The sequence below is a fragment of the Kineosporia succinea genome (genome assembly GCF_030811555.1).
GTDB lineage: Bacteria > Actinomycetota > Actinomycetes > Actinomycetales > Kineosporiaceae > Kineosporia > Kineosporia succinea.
The window spans coordinates 1,760,918-1,776,339 of the sequence record NZ_JAUSQZ010000001.1; the positions used below are offsets into that span (position 1 = coordinate 1,760,918).

12 protein-coding genes and 1 tRNA gene are annotated in these 15,422 nt (G+C 68.5%); 2 read left to right on the forward strand and 11 right to left on the reverse strand.

Annotated features, from left to right (window positions below):
* Positions 1-188: 188 nt before the first annotated feature.
* The 3 genes from J2S57_RS07800 to J2S57_RS07810 form a co-directional block, all read right to left on the reverse strand.
* Positions 189-1,235, reverse strand: a complete 1,047-nt coding sequence (locus J2S57_RS07800) for a WxL protein peptidoglycan domain-containing protein (protein ID WP_307239958.1) — start codon at positions 1,233-1,235, stop codon at positions 189-191.
* Positions 1,236-1,300: 65 nt separating this feature from the next.
* Positions 1,301-3,193, reverse strand: a complete 1,893-nt coding sequence (locus J2S57_RS07805; protein ID WP_307239960.1) for a purple acid phosphatase family protein — start codon at positions 3,191-3,193, stop codon at positions 1,301-1,303.
* A gap of 136 nt (positions 3,194-3,329) precedes the next feature.
* The gene (locus J2S57_RS07810) at positions 3,330-4,511 is read right to left on the reverse strand and encodes a HupE/UreJ family protein (protein ID WP_307239963.1); all 1,182 of its coding nucleotides are present in this window, start codon (positions 4,509-4,511) and stop codon (positions 3,330-3,332) included.
* Between the two features lie 147 nt (positions 4,512-4,658).
* Here J2S57_RS07810 and J2S57_RS07815 point away from each other — a divergent pair, with 147 nt between their 5' ends.
* A complete protein-coding gene (locus tag J2S57_RS07815) occupies positions 4,659-5,357 on the forward strand; it encodes a type 1 periplasmic-binding domain-containing protein (protein WP_307239965.1) in 699 nt (232 codons plus the stop codon).
* A gap of 149 nt (positions 5,358-5,506) precedes the next feature.
* A tRNA-Arg gene (locus J2S57_RS07820) sits at positions 5,507-5,575 on the forward strand.
* Between the two features lie 393 nt (positions 5,576-5,968).
* On the opposite strand, the gene J2S57_RS07825 is transcribed toward J2S57_RS07820, so the two are convergent.
* The 8 genes from J2S57_RS07825 to J2S57_RS07860 form a co-directional block, all read right to left on the reverse strand.
* A complete protein-coding gene (locus tag J2S57_RS07825) occupies positions 5,969-8,290 on the reverse strand; it encodes an esterase-like activity of phytase family protein (RefSeq protein ID WP_307239967.1) in 2,322 nt (773 codons plus the stop codon).
* Between the two features lie 106 nt (positions 8,291-8,396).
* Entirely contained in the window at positions 8,397-9,758 is a 1,362-nt protein-coding gene (locus J2S57_RS07830; RefSeq protein WP_307239969.1) for an alkaline phosphatase family protein, read from the reverse strand.
* Positions 9,755-10,870, reverse strand: coding sequence for a metabolite traffic protein EboE (gene eboE / locus J2S57_RS07835; RefSeq protein WP_307239972.1), 1,116 nt, complete (start codon positions 10,868-10,870; stop codon positions 9,755-9,757). Before eboE ends, J2S57_RS07830 begins: the two co-directional genes overlap by 4 nt.
* Positions 10,870-11,724, reverse strand: a complete 855-nt coding sequence (locus tag J2S57_RS07840; RefSeq protein WP_307239974.1) for a TatD family hydrolase — start codon at positions 11,722-11,724, stop codon at positions 10,870-10,872. The genes eboE and J2S57_RS07840 overlap by 1 nt, the downstream gene beginning before the upstream one ends.
* A 1-nt stretch (position 11,725) precedes the next feature.
* A complete protein-coding gene (locus tag J2S57_RS07845) occupies positions 11,726-12,337 on the reverse strand; it encodes an EboA domain-containing protein (RefSeq protein WP_307239976.1) in 612 nt (203 codons plus the stop codon).
* A 34-nt stretch (positions 12,338-12,371) separates the two neighbouring features.
* Positions 12,372-13,223, reverse strand: coding sequence for a sugar phosphate isomerase/epimerase family protein (locus J2S57_RS07850; protein ID WP_307239979.1), 852 nt, complete (start codon positions 13,221-13,223; stop codon positions 12,372-12,374).
* Position 13,224: 1 nt separating this feature from the next.
* Entirely contained in the window at positions 13,225-14,070 is an 846-nt protein-coding gene (locus tag J2S57_RS07855) for an SCO3242 family prenyltransferase (RefSeq protein ID WP_307239981.1), read from the reverse strand.
* A complete protein-coding gene (locus tag J2S57_RS07860; RefSeq protein WP_307239983.1) occupies positions 14,067-15,377 on the reverse strand; it encodes an inositol-3-phosphate synthase in 1,311 nt (436 codons plus the stop codon). Before J2S57_RS07860 ends, J2S57_RS07855 begins: the two co-directional genes overlap by 4 nt.
* Positions 15,378-15,422: the final 45 nt, after the last annotated feature.

The following is a 15,422-nucleotide window of genomic DNA, read 5'->3' on the forward strand; positions in this document are numbered from 1 at the left end:
GTCAGGCTAGGAGGACGAACGCCGGTGGGCGACCGGAGCCGAAACTCGCTCGACGAGCCAAAAAGCCTCAGCGAAACACTTTTTCGGAAATCGTCAGCTTCCCGGAAGCCAGACGTCAGCGTATTCGGAAGGACTTTCAGTGCCGATGCGCCGTCGACAGGACCGAGAACTGCTGCGGCCCGGAATGGTCACCGCGTCTCCAAGGCCTCCTTGACCGCCGCGTCGACCCGCGCGTCCTCAAGCTCCTGCCGACGACGGCGACGCCGCCGCGACAGCACCACCATTCCCACGACCAGGGCGACCACGACCACGATCAGCAGCCCGAGCGTCCACGGCAGTGCCCACGTGGTGGCGGTCTCGACCACCGGCGGGAGCGTCGTGCTCGAACCCGCCGCATCGGTGATGATCGGCACCAGAGTCACTCTCGCGGTCAGGCGGCCAGAGGGCACGACATCATGGACGACGCCCGTCACCTTCCAGCTCTCGCCCGGCAGGAGCTGCTCGGGCACGACCTGTGCGTCACCGTCGGCCTCGAACCAGCCGAACGGGCCCGTGATCGTGCTGTTCCCCTGACCCGACAGGATCGCGTTGCCGGTGTTGTGGATCGTGTAACTGACGTCAGCGTCACCCTTTCCGGCCGGGTTCGGAGTGCCCCGGTATTCGACGGAAAGGCCCTCGATCGCGAGACCCGGCTTCAGGTCGCCGTCCACGCGTAGCTTGATCTGGATGCCCAGCCGCCGGTCGACGTTGATGGTCTCCTCGGAGTCCTCCTGCACCAGCGACGTGATGATGCCACCGGCGTGGTCGCCAGGCGTGGCGTTCTCGGGAATCATTACCTTGAAGGGCACTTCGGCGCTCTTGCCGGGCTTGATCGTGACGTTGTCGGACGTGGGCCGCACCCACGAGCCCACCGCGATCGACTCCGCGTCCTTCGTCACCAGGTCCATCTGGCCGGCTTCGGTGGTGAATCCGTCGGCCGCGTAGACCCCCAGGGTGAGCGGGGTCTTGCCACGATTGGCCACCACCATGGCGTCCTCGAGCGTGTCGCCGGGCCTGATGTCGTAGCTGAAACTGGTGCGGTTCTCGCCCAGGTCGTTCGACGCCGTGCGCACGGTCCAGGTCACGTCATCGGTGGGAGCGGCAATGGTGGACGTGGTGGCCGACGCGGGTGCGGCACCCACCAGGGCGGCACTCGCGGCCAGAACCATGGCGGCAAGCATCTTTACGGTCTTCACGAACCGGCTCATTCCTCGAGAGTCGGTGGGGCGGTCCCCGGTACGGGACCGCCCCACCGGGTGGATCAGCTGCTGAGCGCGGTGATGGTCAGGGTGGCGCGGTAGCTACCCGTCTCGACGCTGCTCGGGATCTTCAGATCGAGGTCGGCCGAGAGCTTGCCCTCGCCCTTCTCGTGTCCCTGGTCGGCCTGACCCAGGGTGCGGGAGACGGAAAGACCGTCACCGCCGTCCAGGCCGGAGTCGACCTCGGCACCCGCCTTGGCCCCGGCGCCGGCCTGCGCCACCTCCGGGGTCCAGCCCAGGTACGACCCGGAGAACGTCTTGTCGCCGTCCTTGAAGTCGCCCACCGAGGCCGAGATCGACCACGGGGCCTGGGAACTGCGGGTGTCGGTGACCGCGATCGGGTTGATCGTGCCGGTCGCGCCGAGGTACTTGCCGTCCTTGTCCTGTGCCGTGCCCATGTCGACCAGGCCGTTCTTGCCGTCGATCGTCCACCCGAACTCACCGGGGGCGGCCTTCGGCACCTTGACCTGGATCTCCTGGCCCTCACCGTGGTACGGGTGCACCGTGACCTTGTCGACCGTGGAGCCGACGTTCGTCTCGCTGCGGATGTTCTCGACGACCAGCTCGTCGGAGCGCACCTTCACCTTGACGTAGGTGCGGGTGTTCTCCTGGTTCTGGACCGAGTTGTACCAGTAGTTGCCCGGGTTCAGCGGGTCGGCGCCGTTACCGGCACCGCTCGTCCCACTGTTGTCCGGCGCCGTGATGCCGTAGTACTTCGACCCGGAGGCCGAGTTCGCCGTCACGTAGAGCACGCCACCCGGACCCGGGTAGACGTTCTCGGCCCCCGGCCGCTCGGCCGCGTCCGCCTTCTCGCCGTTCTTGATCAGGTAGCTACGGGTGTAGGCGTGGTCGTGGCCCTGCAGAACCAGGTCGACACCCAGCTTCGAGAAGGTGGTCGGGAAGTCGACGCGGCGGACCTTGGCGTCGCTGTCCTTCGCGTGGCTGGCCGGCGAGTAGATCGCGTGGTGGTACACGAGAACCTTGTACTTGGCCTCGTTGCCGTGCTTGTTGATGACGTCGGTGACGTAGCCCAGGTGTGCCTCGTCACCGCCACCACCCTGAGAGGTGGCGTAGCTGTTGCTGTTCAGGTCGATGAACAGCACGTCCTTGTAGATGTACCAGTAGTCGCCACCGGAGGTGTTCGACGACGGGTTGCCGTTCGAGTAGTACGCACCCGAGCGATCGTTGTTCGGCACCGCCATGTGCTGCTCGTAGGCCTTGCCACCGACGTCGTGGTTACCGATCGTCGCCGCCCAGGGGATCGAGCGCAGCTGGTCGGGAGCCAGGAAGGCGTCCCACTGCGTCTCGGTGTTGGCGGTCTCGACCTGGTCGCCGCCGGACACCAGGATCTCGGCGTCCGGGTTGGCCTTGGTCGCCACGGCCAGCGTGTCCGCCCAGCCGGCCTGGTCCTTGGCCACGTTGCCGGACGCACCGATCTGCGGGTCACCGAGGAACAGGAAGTCGTAGTCCCCGTCGAAGTCCTGGGTCTTGAAGGTGTAGGCCTTCGACCAGTTGCCCTCCGACCCGACATGGTAGGAGTACGAGGTGTTCTCGGCCAGACCGGTGATCGTGGCGTTCCGGTTGTAGCCACCGCTCGAGGCGATGTTGGCGCCGCCGACCGCCGAGAAGCTCTTGGCGGAGGCGGGGAACTCACCGTCCTTGACCGAGGCGGCCGGGGCCACCTCGACAGCCTGCGTGGTGTCGCCCGAGGAGTACCAGGACACCATGCGCTGCGTTTCGTCGGCACCGACACCGAGAATGACACCGGTCAGGTTGACCGTGTCGGCCGCCGACGCGGGAGCGGCGAATCCACCGACCGCGACGGCCAGACCGAGCGCGCACGCCGCGATCGGCCGGGCCAGCCGCAGCGGCCGGCGAGCGTCTTTGTGAGACACGTTGATTCATCCCTTTCAGGGTGAACAGAAATGAGGCGGGCTCAATGTTCAGCGGTGCGATGAACGAACGGTGAACGGCCCCACTGTTTCTGGGGGTGATCGTCGTAAGACATGACACTGTGTGCCATTTCGTTATCTAGAAGACGCGTTCCACGAACCAGTAGAGGCCGACGACGGTCACGACGACCGAGATCAGGCCGCTCGTCCACACCGCCGCGGTCGGGGCCCGGTGACGCATCAGCGCGAGCACGGGGAAGATCACGGCGATGATGCCGAGCTGCACCGCCTCGATCCCGATGTTGAACACCAGCAGCGACCAGAGCAGCGACCAGGAGAACGCCTCGTCGATGCCCAGAGCCCCCGCGAAACCCAGCCCGTGCACGAGGCCGAAGCAGAAGACCACGCCCAGACGCGTCCATCCGGCCCGGTCGAGACTGAAATGGCTCTCGCCGGTATCGATGTCGGAGGCCCTCGAGCCCTTCCGGAAGAGGCGCCACAGGTACCAGGCGGCCACGCCGGCGATGGAGATCGCGATGATCGGCTCGACGACGTCGCCCGAGACGCTCACCAGGCCGAGGGCGGCCAGGATGAACGTGACCGAGTGGGCAAGGGTGAACGAGGTCGCGACCAGCACGACCTCGCGCAGGCGACGGGAGCCGACGATCAGGGCGAGCAGGAAGAGCAGGTGGTCGGGGCCCTCGTAGAGGTGCTCGGCGCCGAGCTTGAAGAACTCCCGGAAGCGCTGGAAACCGCTCTGCGACAGGTCGAACGAGGGGTTGGACGCGTCCAGGGCGGCGGAGCCGTGGAGTCCGCCGACCGAGTAGGTGACGATCGTCCTGGTGTCCCGGACGAAGGTCTCGCTGTCGGGGAAGAGCTTGCTCGTGACCACGTAATCGTCCGAGGTACAGGCGTGGTCGAGCGTCAGGAAGGCGTAGGGCACGCCCTCGCGCTGCTTGATCCCCATGCTTTCACTGAGGGAAGGTGTGCACCCGTTCACCTGGAACCGCTGGGTGACGTAGTCGGTCACCACCGCGGTGTGCTTCTCGAGAGCCTGGGCCTGGGCGGTGGCGTCGCCGCTCTCGAAGGCGGCGGTTCCGTCCTGGAAGAGCGCGTCCTCCTGGGCGGCGTCCGCGGCCGAGACGACGAGCAGGTCGTACTCGAGGCCGAGTTCGGTGGTGACGTGGTTCTTCTCGGGTGCGGTGGCGTCGACGTACACCACGGACGTGAAGCCGTGGGCTTGAGCCGGGGCCGCACCGAGAACGATCCCCGCGGCGACGACGACCCCGAGGACGGCGGCGCGGAGAGGGCGGCTGGACATGGGACTCCTTACGGTTGGCGCGAGCAACCTTCCCGTTCCAGGTGAATGAATAACGTTGCCTCGGCCAACAGAGACGGAACACTCCGGCCCGAAACGGTCTCGATCGGGTTGGACGTCTTCAAGGGGGTAAGAAGTACGGACGCATTCATGAAGGAGGAGCCCGTGCGCCCCTGGCCCGCTGTACTTCCGGCGGCTGTACTTCCGGCGGCAGTACTTCTGGCGGCGGTGCTCGCCACCGCGGCCTGCGGATCGGGTGACTGGTCGCAGTCCCGCCCGATGCCGACCGCGATCGGCGCTCTCGGAGCCGGTTTCACCGACCCCGCCTCACCCCCGGGCCCGGAGGCCACCTTCACCCCGGCACCCGGTTCGTGGGACGAGGTGCGCCCGTCGAAGGGCTTCCGCGTGGTGCTGCTGACGGCCGGCGACGACGCCCCGACCCGGGCGCTGGTCTCGGCGGTCGAGTCCTGGGCCTCCGCGGAAGACGTGGACCTGCGTACGGTCGACGGCACCGGTGAGCACGACCTCGTCCCCAGGATCACCGAGGCGATCGGGATGAACGGCGACCTGGTGATCAGCGCGGGCAATGCCCTGATCGACCCCCTGACCCTGGTGAGCGCGAGTCACCTCGACCAGGAGTTCCTGGTGATCGGGGCCGAGACCGGCGAGCCGACGGCGAATGTCACGGCGGTGGACTGGACGGGAGCTGCCTACCGCGGTGCGGAGCTGCAGGCGTCGTCCGAGTTCGACCCGGCGACCTTCACGGCCGAGCGGTGCGGGGACGCGGTGCGGGCAGGGGTGGCGAGCGTGCTGAGCGGGGTGACGGGGGTGGTGTTGTGGCTGGCGTGATACTTGAAGCGCACATCACCGCGAAGGAAAGCCCTGACAGGTGGTCGCGCATGGCCACTGAAACTGGTGATTCCCTTTGAGGAACTCTCTGCCCCTGTGGCCGAGGCCGATCCAGAACTGGACGTCAAGACTTCTCCGACTGCATCCGTGCCCCGGCTCAGAAGATTGAGCAGAGGTTTCCTCAAGCTTGTGTCGGAGGTTCGAATCCTCTCGGGGCCGCACAGATCGGGTGTTCAGCGGCGGGCCGCCCCAGTAGTTCGGATCAGCGGGACAGTCCTGCTTTCGATTATCGATGATCGAAAGCAGGACTCTCTCGGGCCTCGGAGGCCGGAGCGCCAGGCCTGCAATGACCTGATCCGGGTCTGTAGAGGCCAGCGTTCTCGCGACGAGAGCCACTTCGCCGGGGTCGAGGAAGCTCAAGGTGGATGGGGTCCAGGCTGCGAACAGTGGTTGGGCCGAGTCCACATAGATATCGTCACGGTCTCGGTCACGCCGCGAGCCTAAGACGCGGCGAGCCTAAGACGCGGCGAGCCTAAGACGCGGCGAGCCGTCGGAAAAGCGGAAGGGCCCGCAGCCGAAGCTGCGGGCCTTTCCAGAAGCAGGAGCTCAGGTCACTTCTTACCGAAGATCTTGTTCGCCTTGCCGATCGACATGAACACCGTCTCGCCCGTCGAGTCGTCCAGCGCGTCGTTGTCGGTCGAGATCCACACCTGACCGTCACCGCCCACCGTCAGACCCTCGAGCTTCTCCTGCGTCCACCCGTTCCCCGCCTGCAGGAACGGCAGCACATCCACCGCCAGCTTCTTCGACAGCACCGGCAGCGTCCCCGGCGCCGGGTCCTTCGACGGCAGCGTCACCGTGTAGACCCGCTTGATCTTCGCGTTCGGGCCGTTCAGCTTGTCGCGCTCGATCACCGCCAGCCGTCCGTCCGACAGCGCCGTCACCTCCGACAGACCGATCCAGTCGCCCGCCGTCGTCGTGGTCTCCAGCTGGTAGCCGAACCACGTCCACTTGCCCGTCTTCACGTCGTAGCGGCCGATCCGGGCCACGTTCGCCGGGTCCTTCGACGACGCCCGCTGCACCACCGCGAACAGGTGCTCACCGTTACGGTCGTAGGTGGCCGTGACGCCCTCGAAACCCTGCGACTTCAGGCCCACCGCCACGTCCGAGGGCAGCGGAACCGTCTGGGCCACCACACCGCGCTTGTCCACGCGCACCAGCTTGTTCTCCGCGCCGGTCGCACCCTCCACCGCCAGCCAGTAACCGCCACCGGACGAGTACGGACGCGCGTAGATGCCTTCTGCGTCCAGCGCCACCGCCTTGCCCGTGGAATCGGTGACGTCGAGACGCTTCGTGATCCGCGCCGGCTTCGACGAGGTGTCGATCGTGAGGATGCCCGTGGTGCTGTAGCCGGCGTCCGTCACGCTCACCAGGCGGTCGCGGGAGTCCGGCACCGCCGACAGGGCACCCAGAGTGCCCCAGCCGATCGGTGCACCACGACGTTCGCGAGACTCGATCTGCGGGTACGACGACGAAGAAGCACCCAGCTCGTAGAGCGCCACCGACGAACGCACCCCGGCGTCCGCGTCGTCCACCTCGCTCGAGACCGCCAGCAGACCGCGCGACGGGATCGGCAGGATGCCCTCCGGCCCGTTCGTCGTCGGCAGCACCTGCACGAACTTCGGGTCGCGAGCCTTCGAGATGTCGTAGACCGCGACGAAGTTGCTGCGCTCCGAACCCACGAAAGCGTACTTCTGGCCGTTGAAGTCGGCCGTGGCCAGGCCCTCGAGCTCGATGCCCTTCTTGCCCGCCCGCGACTCGGAGTGCTGCCCGATCTGCACCGCGAGCTTCTCCAGCTCGTTGCCCGAGTCCCAGCGCACCTTGCCGGTCTTCGAGTCGAACACCGTCCAGCCGCGCGTACCGCCTTTCCAGTCACCCTCGTTCGCGGTGCCCAGGTAGCGGTTGTCCAGCCAGGCCACGGCGTCCGGCTCGCGCGGGACGTCCTTGATCGAGCCGGTCTGGTCGATCACCCCGTCGTCCTCGGTGTCGATGCCAGAGACCGAGGCGGTGCCGGCGCTGAACACCTTGCTGACCCGGTGAGAGGCAGCGTCGATCAGCACGATGCCGTTGTTCTCCTGCAGCGTCACGGCCAGCTGGCCGTCGTCGCTGAACGAGACGTACTCGGGCTCGGGGTCGATCGGGGTGTCGATCCCCGCGTCCGCGAACGACTTCAGCGCCGAGCCGTCGGCGTTGACCAGGGAGACCTTGTGCGCGGTCCACGTCGCCGGGTCGGCCGGCCGGCTCAGGTCGAGGATCTGCACGAAACCGGCCGGGAGCTGCGGCAGGTCGCCCTCCTCACCACCGGTGGGGGTGGCCTCCTCGTCGCGCTCGTTCTCGATGGCGATCGCGACCCGGGTGCCAGCCTTGTTCGCCGCGATCGAGTCGGGCTGGCCACCGAGGTCGATGCTGCGCACCCGCGTGCGGTCGGAGACGCGGATGACATCGACCCGGCCCGACGGCTCGGTGTAGCTCTTGCTGGTGTTGACCACCACGAGCACGTAGTCACCGACCACCGTGACCGACGTGGGCTCGTCCTCGGTGTCGCCCAGCTGGGCCAGCGACAGCGTGCCGAGCCCCTTCACCTCGTCCGGGTTCGAGATGTCGAGGAAACCGATGCGCCTGCCCGCCGCATCGGTGTAGATCATCGTCTTGCCGTCCTTGGTGACGGTCGAGATCTCGGCCACCGTCTCGTCGGACACCGCGGCACCGGCCGGGCGGTTCTGGTACACCGCGTAGGTGTCGGTGCGGGAGAAGAACCGGCCGTGCGACGACCCCGCACTGGCGGGCTGCGCGACGGCCGCCAGGGCCGCCCCCGCCAGTGCCGTCGCGGTGAACACGGCTGCGGTGCGAACCCCGGTCTGCCTCTTACCCACGTCACTCCTCACGATCTGTTGCCTGGTCGGGCGGAGCTTTTCAAGCGGGGGTGAGGCAGGGTCGACCAGAGGATGAACGGGAGTCAACCAGTGGCATTCGGTGACCTCAGAGCAGGACTTCCAGGATCAGGTCGCGCACGGCCGTGGCTTCGAACGATGCTGCTGCGACGGATGAGTCGGAGCAGAGCAGGACCGGACCGTCCGAGGGATCCACCGCCGCACGACCGTGACTCCCGCGCACCGGTTTCGGGTCGAGCGGCACCACCCTCATCGCATAACGCAGCCCGCTGAACTTCCGGGCCAGGGTCAGAGCAGCGCGGGCCTTCACGAAACGGTCGTCCGGATCCATGAACAGCTCGGCCGGGTCGTAACCGGGCTTGCGGTGGATCTCGACACCCCGCGCGAAGTCGGGAGCCCGCGCGTCGTCGAGCCAGTAGTAGTAGGTGAACCACGACCGTTCGTCGGCCACCACCACCAGTTCACCGCTGCGCGCGTGGTCGAGCCCGTGCTCCTTCTTGCCGTCGGCGTCGAGCACCGTCTCCACTCCCGGCAGAGCGGTCAGCAGCTCCCGCACCCGGGGCACGTCACGAGGATCGTTCACGTACACGTGTGCGATCTGGTGGTCCGAGACCGCGAACGCCCGCGAGGTCCAGGGGTCGAGATACTCCATACCCGCCTGGGTGTAGACCTCGAGCAGCCCTTCTCGCCGCAGCAGGCGGTTGACGTCGACCGGCCGGTCGACCTCGGTGATGCCGTACTCCGAGAGCACGACCACCGTGTAACCGATACCCCGGGCACAGGCGATGAGATCACCCGCCACCGCGTCGATCTCTTGCGCCGCGGCCACCGCCTGCGGGCTGTGCGGGCCGAACCTCTGCAGGTCGTAGTCGAGATGAGGCAGGTAACAGAGTGCCAGATCTGGTCTTTCGGTGCTGATCAGCCGGCGGGTCGCGTTCGCGATCCAGGCCGACGAGCGGATGGACGCGGTGGGCCCCCAGTAGGTGAACAGCGGGAAGGGGCCGAGCTCACCCGTGAGCCGGTCATGCAGTGACGGAGGCCGCGTGTAACAGTCGGCATCCTTCTTGCCGTCGGCGAAGTAGATGGGCCTCGGGGTGACGGTCCAGTCGGTGGTGGCGCCCATCGCGTACCACCAGCAGATGTTCGCCGCGGTCAGCCCGGGCCGGTGGTGACGCGCTGTCTCCCAGACCTTCTCGCTCTCGATCAGCCGATTGTGCTGACGCCACAGATAGACCTCGCCCTGATCACGGAAATACCAGCCGTTGCCGACAATTCCGTGGTCGGACGGGAGCTTGCCGGTGAGGTACGTGGCCTGGGCGCTGCACGTGACGGCGGGCAGCACGGTGCCCAGGTTCGCCACGAATCCGGTGGAGGCGACGCGCGGCATGTGCGCGAGCAGCCGCGGGGTCAGACCCACGACATTGATCACGAGCACCGGGTTCTTCGTCATCGGATCGGCTCCAGGCCCAGGGCGGCGAGTTGGGTGGCGGTCCAGTTGAGCTCCCCGGCAATGCCTTTCACCAGATCATGCGTCGATTGCGGACGTTGTGGCCCGGGGAGCACTGACCACGTGTAGGTCTCGACGTCGAGGTGGGTGGTGCGCGCCCGCTCCTCGCCGACCAGGTACCTCAGCGTGTTCACCAGCTCGGGCTGCGTGGTGTTCACCGTCTGGTCGAGCGGGAGGTGGAAGTGCACCCGCCATTCCTGTTCCGCGTCGAACGACTTCACCGTGGCGATGTCGAGATCATCTTCGCCGTAGCCGTCTTGCTGGCGGATCTGGTGCATGAACCGCGGCTCGGCGAACTCCCCCAGCCATTCGCGCTCGTCTCCGTTGACCCGCAGCGCGTTCGAGACCTGGGCCTTGTAGATCGACACCTCCCCCAGGTCGGGAACGTCCTCGAACTGGGTGGCCAGGTGACACGCGTCCAGGCACATCCCGATCCACCCGGGAACCCCCAGCCGCGAGACCGCGGCGACCCCGGCGCCCATCGTCTCGACCACGCACCCGGGTTCCGGCTCGACGGCCAGCCGCACCGGGCGCCCGTACTCCCCCGCCAGCGCCTGCAGTTCGGTCGCGACGCCCAGCATCGCGGCGTCGGCGGGCGCCGTGCCGTCGGGAAACCGGGTGCGCCAGCCGAAGGGCAGCGTGGAGATGCTGCCGGAGAGCGCGTCGCCGGGCAGCAGCTGGTGCAGGATCGAGGCCAGATCGAGCGTGTAGTCGAGCCGCTCGCGCTTCAGCCAGTCGGGCCGGTAGACGGCACCTTTCACCACCTCGGCCTGGAAGGCCCGGTAGGGGAAGCCGTTGAGCGTGACGACCTCGAGCTGCTCGGCCCGGAGGGTACGCCACAGCAGATCGAGCGCCTTGCGGTCTTGCGCCAGGTGCCGGGCCGCCGGCGCGGGCAGCCACAGCCCCACCCCCAGCAGCGGCCAGCCCAGGCTGCGCCGCACCGGCCCGGCGTACTGATGCAACTGCGCCAGGATGCCCTCGAGGTCTTCGGCGGGATGCATGTTGGTGCAGTACGACAGGTGGATCACACTGCCGTCAGGATGCCGGAACCGCATCAGCTTCGCTCCCCCCGAAGGATCGAATTGCCTTGCGAAAGATCATCTCTCAACGGCGGCGTCAGGTCCAATCGGTCGCTCTGACCGAAGAACTCGACCGGGTTGCCCCAGACCACGCCCTCCACCTCGGCGTGACTGAACCCCGCCGCCAGCAGGGCCTGCGCGGTCTTGGCGACCTTGAGCGGATCGCTGCGGCCCCAGTCGGCGGCGGAGTTCACGATGATCCGCGCCAGACCGAGCTCCTTGGCCACGAGCACCATGCGGCGTTCGTCCATCTTGGTGTCGGGGTAGATCGAGAAGCCGGCCCAGAAACCGTTCTCGACCACCAGCCGGGCCGTCAGCTCGTTGTTGTGGTCGATCAGCACCCGTTCCGGTGCGAGGCCCGACTCCTTCACCACGTCGAGCGTGCGGCGCGTGCCGGCCAGCTTGTCGCGGTGCGGCGTGTGCACCAGCACCGGCAGGTCGAACTCGAGAGCCAGCTCCAGGTGCCGGGCGAGCAGCTCGTCCTCGGCCGGGGTGATCGAGTCGTACCCGGTCTCCCCCACACCCACCACGCCGTCCTTGGCCAGGTACCGCGGCAGCAGGTCCATCACCTCGGCCCGGAACGACGGGTCGTTGGCCTCTTTCGGGTTCAACGCGATCGTGCAGTGGTGCGCGATGCCGAACTGCGCGGCCCGGTAGCGTTCCCAGCCGATCAGCGCGTTGAAATAGTCCACGAACGACCCGGCGCCCGACCGGGGCTGGCCGAGCCAGAACGCGGGCTCCACCAGAGCGGTGACCCCCGACGCGGCCATCGCCTCGTAGTCGTCGGTGGTGCGCGACGTCATGTGGATGTGGGGCTCGAAGATCCTCATGTCAGCCTCTTCCTGCGAGGGCCTGCGCCGCCGCCCTTCGCCGTTCCGGGTCGTCGGCCGTGAGCTGCCGCTCGATCTGGGCGATCTCGACGTCCGGCGGATAACGGTCGATCACGCCCCAGAGCTGGGGTGCCACGTCGCGGCCGGCCACGATCCGCTCCAGCGCGAACCCGGCCACCATCTTCGAGGTGCGGGCGGTGGCGCGGGCCGTCAGCGCCGGCACCTCACTCAGGTCGATGCCCATGAACACGCACTTCATGAGTACCTGGTCGACCTCGTCGTCACTCAGCCGCTCGACGACGGCAGCCGCGGCCGACGCCGTGACGAGCCGGGGATCGTTGCTGCGGAACGCGTCTCGGGCGAGTTCGAGCAGAGTGTCATCGACCCCGAGCACCGCGGCGGACGCGATCACGGCCCGGCGCTCGTGAACGTCACCGTAACGGTAGAGGCCGGGAAGCTCGCTGCGGTCGGGCAGGGCCCGCAGCAGTCGCGCCCGCACCTGCTCGTGCCCGGCGCCGACCTTGCGCGTGACCATGGGGAACAACCGGCGGATGCTGGCGGGATCGGCCTCGATCCGGACCAGTGACTCGCGAACCCAGACGTCCCCGTTCACGCCCGGTCTCCCGACGCGTCCGTCATCGCTGCCCTCATGTGAAATCCTCTCGCGGACGAACGTGTTCGGCGTGACGGAGAAACTCGATCGCCCGCGGGACCGCCGTGTGCGCCGTGTGCGAGTGCCGCGACAGCTCGACCGCGACCAGCCCCTCGAAACCCTTCAGTGCCCTCATCACCGGCGGGAAGTCGACGTCACCCTCACCGAAGTTCAGGTGCTGGTGCACACCCCGGGGCATGTCGTCGATCTGGACGTAGGTGAGGTTGTCACGCACCTGCTCGATCACCTCAGGGACCGGCCGCTTCTCGGTGACCAGACAGTGCCCGATGTCGAGCGTGAGCCCGAACAGCGGGTGGCTCAGCTGCTCGTCCAGGGCGCGCCAGTCGTCGACCGACTCGATGTACATCCCCGGCTCCGGCTCGAAAGCCAGCTTCACACCCAGCGGTTCGGCCGTCATGAGCACGGCCTCACACCCCTGCAACACGCGGCGCCAGGCCAGCCCGGGCCCGACCGAGGGATGACGGGCGCCCGACCAGAAGGAGACCGCCTCGGCCCCCAGATCGTTCGCGACACGGGTGGCGATACGCAGGAACTCGACGCGCCGGTCGCGACCCTCGTCACTGAGCAGGGTGGGTTCGTGCTTGCGACGGGGGTCCATGACGAACCGGCCGCCGGTCTCGACCACCACGGCCAGACCGAGATCACGCAGTCTGTCGGCGATCACGGCGACCTTGCGGGGCAGGTCCGGGCCGAACGGATCGAGGTGATGGTGATCGAGCGTCAGCCCGACCCCCTTGTAACCGTGGTCGGCGAGCAGGCTCAGCGCATCGTCGAGGCGGTGGTCGCCGAGACCGTTGGTGACGTAGGCGTACCGCAGGCCGGGCACGTCAGGTCACCCGCCGGCGGGCCGCGAGCGTGCGCGCGCCCTGCCAGAGAGCCAGCAGCGCGACGGACGTGACCGGTTTCCGGTGCGCCGCGATGAGCGCACTCTGCAGCGGAATCATGCCCAGAACCCCCGTTTTCACGATCTTCTGCACGTGCTGAGGTGTCGGGTCCGTGGCCGCCGTCAGGGAGGCCCGCACCGACGGCACCAGATACGTCCCGGTGGCGACGGCTGTCACCAGTGCATTCCGGCCCGGGGCGCAGGCGGTGACGGCCGCCGCCACCATCGCGGTGACGGCGGCCGAGACCTGGCCCACGGCCGGGTCTGCGCCCTTCACCTCGTGCCGGCTGACCTGCGTGATCGCGTAGGTGTGAGCGGCCACCAGCGCGGCCGGCCACACCGCGGCCCGCACGCTCGGGCTGCCGCGTTGCACGTCGAGGAACCGGCAGAGGGCCATCGTCGCCGGACCGGCCGGGGTGTCCTTGGCGGCGAAGTCGTAGGCGATCACGGCGCTCGAGGTGGCCAGCGACCAGGCCACCCCCCGACGGCCCGATCCCCACCAGGCCACGACCAGGTCCGCCGCCAGGAGTCCGGTGCCCACGGCGAGGGCCTTCCCCGGCGAGATGCGCCCGGAGGGGATGGGACGCCCGGGGCGCTCCACCGCGTCGACGTGCCGGTCCGCGTAGTCGTTGAGGGCCATCCCGGCCATATAGGTCAGCGCCGACGACAAGGCCGCCGACGCCGTCGGCCGGACCACCCCCGCGCGACCACCGGCCGCAGCCCCGAGCAGCGCGTCACCCGGCGCACTCAGCACCGCCGGGAGCCGCACCAGGTCGGCGTAGACGTTCACGCCTCACCGATGCCCCGGGCGTCGAGGCTCGTGACCGGAGCACCCACCCAGCCCGTTCCCTCGCCCCGCCCGGCCACCCCGTCGACCCGCACCGGCGCGCCCAGGCCCGCCACCGCGTCCATACGCCGGGCCACCTTCGAACGCCCGGGACGAACCGTGGACGGCACCGCGACCACCGGCGCCAGGTCGCGCAGCCCCTGCGCCCAGGCCACCAGGCGCCGGAACTGGCGGTCGAGCCGGTGCTCGTCGCTGCCCAGCGGATCCTTGAAGAAGAAGCCCAGTTCGTCGAGCGCCCCGACGCGGCCCACCGATCGCGCCCGGGCCGTCAGCCGGGCCAGGTCGATCACCAGCGGCGCGGCCAGCGTCGAGTCGCAGCCCTGCCAGGTGATCTGCATGGTCATCGGCGTGCCCAGGAAACCGGTGAAACGCACCTGGTTCCAGGCGGTCTTCCACTCCCCCATATCTTCGACGTAGTCGATGTGCACCGGCGCCACCACGTCTTCACCCAGCGTCTCGCGCACCGAGCGGGCCTTGGAGGCGAGCTTGGCCGCGGCCCGGTCGGGATCGGCCAGCACCCGCCCGTCACCGCCGCCGAGCAGGTTCAGGCCCGCCCACGACGTCACGGTCAGGTTCCGGCTGCCGAACATCGAGGCCAGGGCCGTCTTCACCAGGGTCTCGCCGGTCTTGCCGTCGCGCCCCGCGTAGACCGTGCCGCGGTCGAGGGCCAGCTGGTGCAGGGCCGGGACCGCCGCCCCGGTGGACGGGGTGAAGTCGACGAACGGCAGCCCGGCGTCCAGTGCGGCGTAGGCGTAGAGGGCGCTGGCGGGCAGAGGGTCTTCACCGGCATCGAGGGCGGAGTCCAGCTCGGCGAGCGTGCCACCGAACGGAGCCGAAAGAGGCTCGGTGGAAGCGATGTTCAGCACCACGACGGTCTCGAGGTGATGCTGATAACTGAAAGAGCGCAGGTCTCGCTGGATCTGCTCGATCCCCGGGCGACCGCCGCCCCGCACCCCCGGCTGCACCCGCGTGTCCGCCGCCTCGAGGTCGGCCCGCACCAGCGACAGCACGTTCGCGGGAAGCACCCCGGCCCGCGCGAGCCCGGCCGCCCGCTCGGCCAGCGGCACCTCGCTCACGTCGTGCCCGCCGACCACCAGGTCACCCGGATCGGGCAGGCCCACGTCCGCGAATTCGGGCAGCGCCGTGACCATTCCGGTGGTCGACGCATTCGTCGGCAGCAGCGCGAGCCCCGCCGTCACGGTGGTTCCGATGGACCCTCGGGCCCCGACCAGCCACAGCCCGACAGCCATTGTCGGCACCTCCCCGGCACGCGCACCGGGTCACCTGCGACGCCG

What these genes read in the sequence shown, in the direction of transcription:
- J2S57_RS07810 (WP_307239963.1), bottom strand. Translation starts at nt 4,511, where the DNA reads ATGTCCAGCCGCCCTCTCCGCGCCGCCGTCCTCGGGGTCGTCGTCGCC.
- J2S57_RS07815 (WP_307239965.1), top strand. Translation starts at nt 4,659, where the DNA reads ATGAAGGAGGAGCCCGTGCGCCCCTGGCCCGCTGTACTTCCGGCGGCT.
- J2S57_RS07830 (WP_307239969.1), bottom strand. Translation starts at nt 9,758, where the DNA reads ATGACGAAGAACCCGGTGCTCGTGATCAATGTCGTGGGTCTGACCCCG.
- eboE (WP_307239972.1), bottom strand. Translation starts at nt 10,870, where the DNA reads ATGCGGTTCCGGCATCCTGACGGCAGTGTGATCCACCTGTCGTACTGC.
- J2S57_RS07840 (WP_307239974.1), bottom strand. Translation starts at nt 11,724, where the DNA reads ATGAGGATCTTCGAGCCCCACATCCACATGACGTCGCGCACCACCGAC.
- J2S57_RS07860 (WP_307239983.1), bottom strand. Translation starts at nt 15,377, where the DNA reads ATGGCTGTCGGGCTGTGGCTGGTCGGGGCCCGAGGGTCCATCGGAACC.